Source organism: Streptococcus sp. CL8.13 (genome assembly GCF_049737895.1).
The window spans coordinates 1-8,237 of sequence record NZ_JBKOTT010000030.1; the positions used below are offsets into that span (position 1 = coordinate 1).

The window sequence follows — 8,237 nt, forward strand, 5'->3', positions numbered from 1 at the left end:
ATGAATTTTTTCCATAGAGTAGGAACTTCCTCTCTTCTCCGACGACGAGCTCCCCTAGCTGAATGTTTCCCACGAATACTGGTCATCAAAAGAAGGAGTAAAGATGGAATGATTAGAATCAAACGCGAACCGTGAAGAGGTTCTTGAGAAAAAAGTAACAAGGCTAATACAAATAAGAAAGCAAAACTAGCTGGTACTGAAATAACATATAATCTTGATGCCTTTGATTGGAACAAACCTAGAAAAACAAGGAAGAGAGCTCCTAAACCAAAGGTCAACAAACCATAGAATACAACATTATCCATTAGTTGAGGATTGGTGAAGACCTGAAGGGAATCAATTGGATATAAAAGACTTCCTAGAGCTTCTCCAAAACCACCTGAAGCAAGAACATAGTATCCTACTGGGTAAAAGATGAGAGAAAAGCCAAGTGCTGCTGCAAAAAACTGATAAACTCCATGAGCAAAGCGCCCATGTCCAACATTAAAGACAAATAAACCAATTATTACTACTGCAATAAAAAGAAGACTTATAAGAGGCTCTATGAAAAATGATAGGGCCAAGAAAATCCCCAGACGTAGAAATCCCTTGTCATGATTAGGATTTGATAGATAAGCTGCTATGAATGAAAATCCTGCAAACAAGAATGGTAGAGCTAAGATAGTAGCATAGCCTCCTCCAAAACCAAGACCGGATACCAAAATATAAAATATGGTTAGGAGTTGTTTGGCTTGCTCCCTTTGTCCCGTCAGATAGTCGGTTGAAGAAAAGAGGAAATAACCTCCTCCTAAGAGGGCTAGCCATTCTACCAAGGCAAAAAGGATACCTCCTTGGGTGATGTAAAGTAGTAAATAATAAAGTAGACCTTGACTAGCATAATAGCTACTGTAGAGCTGTCCTCCCTGATGTAAAGCCCACCCAATATACAAATCCTGCGCCTGAGAAGGACTTACCATATCTAAAAGTAAAGGTATCACCACAGAAAAAACCGTTGCAATCGTACTTCCAATGATGAGTCTGAAAAACGGGAAAGCTACCTGTTCTTCTTTTTCTACATGAGATCCAAGGTTCCTATCCAATCTATTTTCAATTTCATTACTCTGTATCGTTTCGGATACTTCTTCGATTCTGCCATATACAGCCATGTCGTTTCTCCTATTCAATTTATCTGTCTTAGTATATCAAAAAGACCTAGAATTGTCAGCTTGCGATGGCTGTTTGAGTGATTTTTTGCATAGTTTCACAAAGGTTTCAATTTCCCGAAATCGATGTAAATTCGTCTGTTTAAATGTTATGATATAATCCAATTCTTTCTGAGTCAGCATCGTTCCTCCTATATCTTCTTATTCGTAAAAAGCAAGAAAAAGAGGACTCAGTCATTTCCTAAGTCCTAGATTTCTTATAAGATAGGGGCGAATAACTGGGCAATTTCCTTAATCAATTTTTGATACCAGCTATTTTTTATCGTATGAGGGAAAATTTCTTGAGATACTGAAAAAATCTCCTGAAAATCTTTTTGAATCTCTGTGATTGATGCCGTTTTATATAGCAAAACTGCATCTTCATAGTGATGAAGCAAACTTCTATAATCTAAATTAATTGTTCCAACTGCAGCAAAGTCCTTATCCACTAGGATTTGTTTACTGTGGATAAAGCCTGGACTATACTCAAAAATCCTTACTCCTGCTGACAACAAATCCGGATAGGCCCCTCTTGTTATGAGCTGGATTAATTTTTTATCCGGAATGAAAGGAGTCACGATGCGGACATCAACACCTCTCATGGCTGCATTTTTAATACTCTCAGTTAAATCATAGTCAATAATCAAATAGGGGGTTGTGATATAGACTGAATCAGTAGCCTGATTAATCAAACTTTGATAAACTTTTTTCCCTACCTGAGTACGGAAGATGGGCTTGGGTCCACTACCGTAAGGAATGCAGAGCCCTTGGCCAGAACAAGGCTGATTTTCCAAGTGATACTGGTCAAAATCGCTGATTTCCCCACGATTAATGTACCAAGTCATCAAAAAGAGACGGGTGAGAGCCTTGACACCAGGGCCATCTAAGCGAATCCCACTGTCCTTCCAGTAGCCAAAACGTTCTACATGGTTGATGTACTCATCAGCTAAGTTAATCCCTCCTGTATAAGCTACCTGACCATCTATGACCAGAATTTTACGATGGTCACGATTGTTGTAAGCCACCGTCAAGCGAGGAACCACCTTGTTAAATTTATGGGCTTCAATTCCTCGACTACGAAGCTGAATAGTATAGTCTCCAGGTAAAGTCGCCATACAGCCGATATCATCATAGAGCATCTTGACCTCTACACCCTGAGCGGCCTTTTGCTCTAGTATATCTAGTATGCTATTCCACATCAGACCTTCTTCGACAATATAGTACTCTAGAAATATAAATTTCTCAGCTTTCTTGAGGTCTTCCAACATATGTTGCCACATGCTTTCACCCGAAGAAAAGAATTGTGAATCTGTTCGATCATAGACATCGGCATTGCTATCCATACTTAGCAAAGATTTGATAACTCCGTAAGCCGCCTTATCATCTTCCTTCAATTTCTGGCGGAGAGCTTTACTGTTATCCTCCCGAAAATGCATGGAACCAAGTTTGTCCAACTGCTTGATTTCTTTTTTGGACAATCGCCTTTCACCAAACATCAGATAGAGCAAGGGGCCGATGACAGGAACAAAAGTTACCACTAACCACATTACTTTACTTTCAGGCGCCATTGAACGATTGACAATTGCGACAATAGTCGCCATACTCATAAAAATTAAGACAATTACCCATAGAATAGGGGCCATACTCCCTAAATAGAGAAAGAAACCAAAAACAAGACAAAGTTCAAGTAGCATAATCGAAAGACTAAAGCCATACTTGGACATCAATAATTGAAATTTTCTATATTTCATATCCCCTCCTTGATATTTTGATACTCAATGAAAAGCAAAGAGCAAACTAGGAAGCTAGTCGCAGGTTGCTCAAAACACTGTTTTGAGGTTGCAGATGGAAGCTGACGTGGTTTGAAGAGATTTTCGAAGAGTATGAATGCTAAAAACAGGTAATTAATACTAGTATAACGCAGGTATTCGGTAGAAGGCAAGTATTTATAATCATTTTTCTGAGTAAAAGCAAAAGAGACTGACAAAACCAGTCTCCTTCCAGTCTATTTTGATAAAACAATGCGATCAGACGCTTCTCTATCCCTATCGTCAATAATCATCTGATTGCCATTAATTGCATAAATCTTGGCATCATCCCCAATAATCATGCGTTGATTAGCGGCATCGAAGCTAACCTGCTTGATTTCTTGATCTCCGTCAGTTTCTACCTGTGTCCATGTACCAGTTGTTCCAGTTACCACTAAAGTGATACGGTCTCCTTCGTCCTGACCAGTATAAGTTCCATCAATATTGGTTGGTTGAGCCTCAGGCGTATTTTGTGAAGAACTTGTCGCTGCCTGGTTTGTATTTTCTGTAGAAGATGAAGCAGCAGGTTGTGATTGCTGAGTTTGTTGTGTTTGCGATTGAGCTACTGGTTGTTGAACTTGTTGAGCTCTTTGTGAACAAGCTACTAAGAGACTAAGACTTGCTAAAGAAGCAAGAGAAAGTGTGAATCTTTTTAATTTCATGATGAATTTCCTTTCTGCTACCAATGTAGAGAATGTTTCTTCTAACTGATAGTTCCCCTAGTATAACAAGTTCAAAAAAGGAGGTCAATTTATCTGCTCATGGGTCAGTAGGTGGCTCCGTACTTCTGAGATAAAATAGAGAGATCCTGTAACAAACAACAAATCCTGGGTATCGGCTCTTTCTTCGAAACTGCTGATAAATTCGCGATAAGAAGGAATTACATCGTAACCTGTTATATCTGTCTCATCTAAAGAACCCTGATAGTCAAAGCCGGTCACCTTGAGTTCCACCTGAGGCAAATTTTCAGTCAGATAAGCCAACATCCCTTGATAATCCTTCCTTTTCAAGGCTCCAAATAGGATTTGAGGACGATATCCTTCCTGCTCTTTTTCTTTAGTAAATTCAACCAAGCGAGTCAAGGCAGGGAGGTTATGAGCACCGTCCAAGTAAATTTGAGGACGAATACGCTCCAAACGCCCAGCCCAATGGGTCTTCTCCAAAGCCTGTCTTACAACCTGTTCATCAACAGCTTCCTTTCCTTCTCTCATAAAGAGAAGAAACGTTTGTAGCGCCAAGGCCGCATTTTCCTGCTGATAAGCTCCTTCCAAGCCTATTTTCAACTGTGAAAGGTTAGCCAAAGAGCTTGAAAAATCCCCATTCAGCATTGAAAAATCCTGACCTGCCTGATAAAGGTCAACAGCTAAAGATTCTGCTTTTTTCTGACAAACAAGCCTAGCTTCTGAAGGCAACTTAGCAATCACTGCCTTTTTACCAGCCTTAAAAATACCAGCTTTCTGCTCTGCAATTGCTGCTATACTGTCACCCAGAGTCTCCTGATGATCAAGTCCGATGGAAGTGATGACAGCAATCTCTCCAGTTACCACATTGGTCGTGTCTAGTAAACCACCAATTCCCACTTCTAGTAAAAGCAAATCCACCGCTTGCTCTCTAAAATAAAGAAAAGCAATCAAGGTCAGCAATTCAAAAAAAGACAACTGGTCATGGGTTTGCAGGAGCGTTTTCTCCATCTCCTTGACCTTATTAGCCAAACGGATGAAGTCTGCATCAGCTATTGGTTGCCCGTTAATGCAGATTCGATCATTGATAGAGACGATATGAGGGGAGGTGAAAGTCGCAACTTTTTTGCCATGCCCCATAAATAACTCCCTCATAAAAGCAATGGTAGATCCTTTTCCATTAGTTCCTGTTACGTGGATAATAGGATAAGACTTCTCGGGATTCCCCAACAAATCCACCGCTTGTTGCATTCGGCCCAAGCCTGATCGAAAATTCAAACCAATCCGACTATGGAGCCATTCTTCTACTTCAAACATATACATCTCCTTAATTACAGGTTCAATCAACTGCCTCAATAAAGTCTCATAACTAACAAAAACGAGGCCAGGATTTTCGTCCCGACCTCTCACCTGGTTAGCTAATAACTAGCTACTATGAATATTAACTTGGGGTAAAAACATCCCCCGGACTTACCAGCTCTCTCTTGTTACAAAGAGCTGGGCTAAAAACATCCACTGGATGTTTTTACTCCTCCATAAAGCTGTTGAAGACTTCTTCAATCATGTTCCATTCGTCTTCCGAGTCTTCTGGGATTGGTTGCAATTCGCCTTCTGTTCCATCTTCGTTTTCGATGAATGAGTAAGCTTGGATTTCAACTTGTCCGTCTTCGTCTTCTTCTGCGTTAACTGGTACTAGAAGAACATAGTTTTTACCAAATTCTTCTTTTCCATCAATCGTCAAAAGGATTTCAAACAAGGTTTCATTTCCTTGCTCATCTACTAGTGTGATTAATTCACGTTCTTCGTGGTCGTGGTTATGATCGTGTGACATAGCCTCTCCTTTGTATTAAAATTTTCTATCTAAATAATTTTGTAAAATCAGCTGAGCTGCTAACTTATCAATGACTTTCTTGCGCTTGTTACGGCTAATATCTGCTTGCTCAATCAACATGCGCTCTGCGGCGACTGTTGTCAAGCGTTCATCTTGATAGTCTACTGGTAAATCAAAAAGCTCTTCTAACTTTGCTCCGTAGGCTTGACTAGCTTCCACACGCGGTCCACTTGTATTGTTCATGTTTTTAGGCAAGCCCACTACAAATCGTTCCACCTTGTAAGTATCAACCAACTCTTTAACGCGGTCAAAACCAAATTGACCTTGCTCCTCATTGATTTGGATGATTTCAAGTCCTTGAGCTGTAAAACCAAGCGGATCGCTAATAGCCACCCCTACCGTTTTTGAACCGACGTCCAATCCCATAATTCTCATAGGTTATAGATCGACTCCTTGTCCTTTAAGGTAGTAGCGGACCAATTCCTCAACGATTTCATCACGCTCATACTTACGGATTTGATTTCGTGCATTATTATAACGAGGAACGTAGGCAGGGTCTCCACTCAATACGTAACCTACGATTTGGTTGATTGGGTTGTAGCCCTTATCGTTCAACGAAGCATAAACATCAGTCAGAGTTTCGCTAATTTCTTTTTTATTGGAATCGTCCAATTTAAAACGTACTGTTTCTTCAGTAAATCCCATTCTAACACCCTCTTTCCTTAGAATAGTACCATTATAGCATAATTCCTTACGTTCTACAATTCAGGTAGTCTATTTATTTGGATTTTCTATTGTTCTGTCGCGCCATTTGCCAATCTGTCTGAAATATATTTGCTTGGTTCATTCTTCAAGAGACTTTCTAAACCAATGTTCTTCAAATATTCTAACTGAGAAGCCTTCTTGACATCCAAAACTTGAAAATCAAAACTAGTCGTTGTTTGAAGTTCGGTTGCACTCAATAGTTTAGTTTCAAGCTTAAATCCTGCTAATTTACGAGCTTCTATGATGGCCTCATCCTTCTCCTCTGCCTCGAGAAGAGCTTTTTGAGTTTCTTCCACTCCATGTTGGTCAATATAAGTTTTCAACTCATCAGAGACTGGACGCTTTTGTTGAATCGTTAAGCTCAAAAAAGTCTTGTCCTTGTATGTAATGGTTTGGGTTTGCTGACTACCATCATCTGACTTGGGCAAGACCAAAGTCTTGGTCACAACTGTATTCTTCTCGGCATTTTCAATAACTGGCAATGCCGACTGAAGCGTATCCTTTTCTGTTTTTGTAGCTGTTCCAGTTTCTTTTTTCTGTCCGCAACCAACCAGGACAAAAAGGAAAGCTAGACTAACAAGAGCTATTTTTTTCATTTCTTTCTTCTTTCTTTTTGAGATTAATACTCAATGAAAATCAAAGAGCAAACTAGGAAACTAGCCGCAGGCTGCTCAAAGCACTGCTTTGAGGTTGCAGATAAAACTGACGAAGTCAGCTCAAAACACTGTTTTGAGGTTGTGGATAGAACTGACGAAGTCAGTAACCATACCTACGGCAAGGCGATGTTGACGCGGTTTGAAGAGATTTTTGAAGAGTACAAAATAGAATAAGACTGGGAGTTGCTCCCAGCCTTGATGTTTATAGAGCTGCACGCAAACGTGCTTCTGCATTTTCTACATTACGGACAGAGCGTGGTAGGAAGGCACGAATATCGTCTTCCTTATAGCCAACTTGCAGGCGTTTTTCATCCACAAGGATTGGGCTCTTTAAAATTCTCGGTGTTTCCATAATCAGATTGAGGACTTCATTGACACTCAAATCTTCAATATCCACTCCAAGGGCTTTGGCATAGCGATTTTTAGACGAAACGATGCTGGCTATTCCGTTATCTGTTTTTGTCAGAATATCCAGTAATTCTTCTCTCGTAATTCCTTCTTTACCAAGGTTTTGTTCTTTATAACTTAACTGGTGGGCATTGAGCCAGGTTTTTGCTTTTTTACAGCTAGTACAACTTGAGACTGTATAAATTTTAATCATGTACCTACCCCTTTCGCTACATGTTACTATCAGTTTAGTCTATTATACCATAAAAAACATCCGACTTGCGACCTATTTTTAAATTTTTTTGACTTTTTTCGTCATTTTCGTACTTTTTTCTTGACAAAATGAAATTTACAGCCATTCTTGATATTTCTTGATATAGATTTTTTTCACAATTGTCACGCTAATCATATACAAAATAATGATGAAAAGTAAAAAGATGAAATAAATCGGTTTTAAAGGAGTTAGATGAAGTAGGATTGCGAGTGGACTGTAGGGAAGGAAGGTCACAAAGGCTGCAGCCAATAAGGTTGTCACAAGGACTAGCCAAGCTGGACGACTTTGTAAAAAGGGAATTTTAGCTGAACGCAGCATATGGATAACCATGGTCTGTGACCACATGGACTCGATAAACCAACCTGTCTGAAACAAGACAATAAAACCTACGGCAGACTCTGCCCCATGAACATAAGCTTGACCTGTTGCCATGGGTACAATGATAAAATAAAGCAAACTGAAGGTCAAAATATCAAAGGCAGAAGAGATAGGTCCCATCCAAATCATGAAACGTGTGATGGACTTAGCTTCCCAGGTATGCGGATTTCTCAAAAAATCTTTATCCACCTTGTCAAAAGGCAAGGCAATACAAGACAAATCATAGACTAGATTTAGGATAATCAAATGGACTGGTGCCATTGGTAAAAATGGCAAA

Annotated in this window: 11 protein-coding genes; 1 reads left to right on the forward strand and 10 read right to left on the reverse strand. The window is 39.7% G+C overall.

Features of this window, described 5'->3' with window-relative positions:
- From ACLNCN_RS01815 to ACLNCN_RS01850, 8 genes are all read right to left on the reverse strand, one after another.
- Positions 1–1,145, reverse strand: a 1,145-nt coding sequence (locus tag ACLNCN_RS01815) for a damage-inducible protein CinA (protein WP_424844512.1), incomplete at its 3' end; no start/stop codon positions are given.
- 254 nt (positions 1,146–1,399) lie between these two features.
- Complete coding sequence (cls, locus tag ACLNCN_RS01820; RefSeq protein ID WP_153198987.1) at positions 1,400–2,932, reverse strand: cardiolipin synthase; 1,533 nt, start codon at positions 2,930–2,932, stop codon at positions 1,400–1,402.
- A gap of 254 nt (positions 2,933–3,186) precedes the next feature.
- Positions 3,187–3,651, reverse strand: a complete 465-nt coding sequence (locus tag ACLNCN_RS01825; RefSeq protein WP_424844513.1) for an SP_0198 family lipoprotein — start codon at positions 3,649–3,651, stop codon at positions 3,187–3,189.
- Positions 3,652–3,735: 84 nt separating this feature from the next.
- On the reverse strand, positions 3,736–4,986 hold the full coding sequence (locus tag ACLNCN_RS01830; RefSeq protein ID WP_424844514.1) for a folylpolyglutamate synthase/dihydrofolate synthase family protein: 1,251 nt from the start codon (positions 4,984–4,986) through the stop codon (positions 3,736–3,738).
- A 208-nt stretch (positions 4,987–5,194) separates the two neighbouring features.
- Positions 5,195–5,500, reverse strand: coding sequence for a DUF1292 domain-containing protein (locus ACLNCN_RS01835; protein WP_000017620.1), 306 nt, complete (start codon positions 5,498–5,500; stop codon positions 5,195–5,197).
- A gap of 15 nt (positions 5,501–5,515) precedes the next feature.
- Positions 5,516–5,935, reverse strand: coding sequence for a Holliday junction resolvase RuvX (gene ruvX, locus ACLNCN_RS01840; protein WP_033628869.1), 420 nt, complete (start codon positions 5,933–5,935; stop codon positions 5,516–5,518).
- A 3-nt stretch (positions 5,936–5,938) separates the two neighbouring features.
- On the reverse strand, positions 5,939–6,205 hold the full coding sequence (locus ACLNCN_RS01845) for an IreB family regulatory phosphoprotein (RefSeq protein WP_000507059.1): 267 nt from the start codon (positions 6,203–6,205) through the stop codon (positions 5,939–5,941).
- A gap of 86 nt (positions 6,206–6,291) precedes the next feature.
- Complete coding sequence (locus ACLNCN_RS01850) at positions 6,292–6,861, reverse strand: SP0191 family lipoprotein (RefSeq protein WP_424844515.1); 570 nt, start codon at positions 6,859–6,861, stop codon at positions 6,292–6,294.
- Between the two features lie 33 nt (positions 6,862–6,894).
- On the opposite strand from ACLNCN_RS01850, the gene ACLNCN_RS01855 reads away from it, so the two are divergent.
- Positions 6,895–7,095, forward strand: a complete 201-nt coding sequence (locus ACLNCN_RS01855) for a hypothetical protein (RefSeq protein WP_049502622.1) — start codon at positions 6,895–6,897, stop codon at positions 7,093–7,095.
- A gap of 28 nt (positions 7,096–7,123) precedes the next feature.
- Here the strand turns inward: ACLNCN_RS01855 and spx are convergent, their stop codons facing one another.
- On the reverse strand, positions 7,124–7,522 hold the full coding sequence (gene spx, locus ACLNCN_RS01860) for a transcriptional regulator Spx (protein WP_000591165.1): 399 nt from the start codon (positions 7,520–7,522) through the stop codon (positions 7,124–7,126).
- A gap of 135 nt (positions 7,523–7,657) precedes the next feature.
- Positions 7,658–8,237 (reverse strand): cation transporting ATPase C-terminal domain-containing protein (locus ACLNCN_RS01865; protein WP_424844516.1); only part of this gene is annotated, 580 nt, incomplete at its 5' end.

Excerpts from the sequence above, each read along its gene's own strand:
- ruvX (WP_033628869.1), bottom strand. The coding sequence starts at position 5,935 with ATGAGAATTATGGGATTGGACGTCGGTTCAAAAACGGTAGGGGTGGCT.
- ACLNCN_RS01850 (WP_424844515.1), bottom strand. The coding sequence starts at position 6,861 with ATGAAAAAAATAGCTCTTGTTAGTCTAGCTTTCCTTTTTGTCCTGGTT.
- spx (WP_000591165.1), bottom strand. The coding sequence starts at position 7,522 with ATGATTAAAATTTATACAGTCTCAAGTTGTACTAGCTGTAAAAAAGCA.
- ACLNCN_RS01835 (WP_000017620.1), bottom strand. The coding sequence starts at position 5,500 with ATGTCACACGATCATAACCACGACCACGAAGAACGTGAATTAATCACA.
- ACLNCN_RS01830 (WP_424844514.1), bottom strand. The coding sequence starts at position 4,986 with ATGTTTGAAGTAGAAGAATGGCTCCATAGTCGGATTGGTTTGAATTTT.
- ACLNCN_RS01855 (WP_049502622.1), top strand. The coding sequence starts at position 6,895 with ATGAAAATCAAAGAGCAAACTAGGAAACTAGCCGCAGGCTGCTCAAAG.
- ACLNCN_RS01825 (WP_424844513.1), bottom strand. The coding sequence starts at position 3,651 with ATGAAATTAAAAAGATTCACACTTTCTCTTGCTTCTTTAGCAAGTCTT.
- ACLNCN_RS01845 (WP_000507059.1), bottom strand. The coding sequence starts at position 6,205 with ATGGGATTTACTGAAGAAACAGTACGTTTTAAATTGGACGATTCCAAT.
- cls (WP_153198987.1), bottom strand. The coding sequence starts at position 2,932 with ATGAAATATAGAAAATTTCAATTATTGATGTCCAAGTATGGCTTTAGT.